Annotated in this window: 1 protein-coding gene; it reads left to right on the top strand. The window is 66.5% G+C overall.

The window, feature by feature from the left end; translation table 11 throughout:
• Positions 1–269: NAD-glutamate dehydrogenase domain-containing protein (locus CUZ56_RS15090; RefSeq protein ID WP_148113770.1), on the top strand; the 269-nt coding region annotated here is incomplete at both ends.

The raw sequence follows: 269 nt of genomic DNA, 5'->3' as shown, positions 1-269 counted from the left end.
GTGCTGGACAACGGTCCGGCCGATCTGGGGGATTCCGTACCCGGCGGCGACCGTTCCGGCGACGGATTGGCGCAGCGATTCCAGGACGCCGTCGAAGCGATGTGGTTCGGCGCGGCAGAGGTCGACGGGCTCAACGAACTGGTGCTGCGTGCGGGTCTGCGTTGGCGGCAGGTGACGATGCTGCGTGCCTACGCCAAATACCTGAAGCAGTCGCGATTCGGGTACGGCATCGCGGCGATCACCCGGGTACTGCTGGCCAACCCGATGAC

It is taken from the genome of Saezia sanguinis (genome assembly GCF_003991585.1).
Taxonomy (GTDB): Bacteria; Pseudomonadota; Gammaproteobacteria; order Burkholderiales; family Burkholderiaceae_C; genus Saezia; species Saezia sanguinis.
This window is presented reverse-complemented; position numbering and strand designations above follow the sequence as displayed.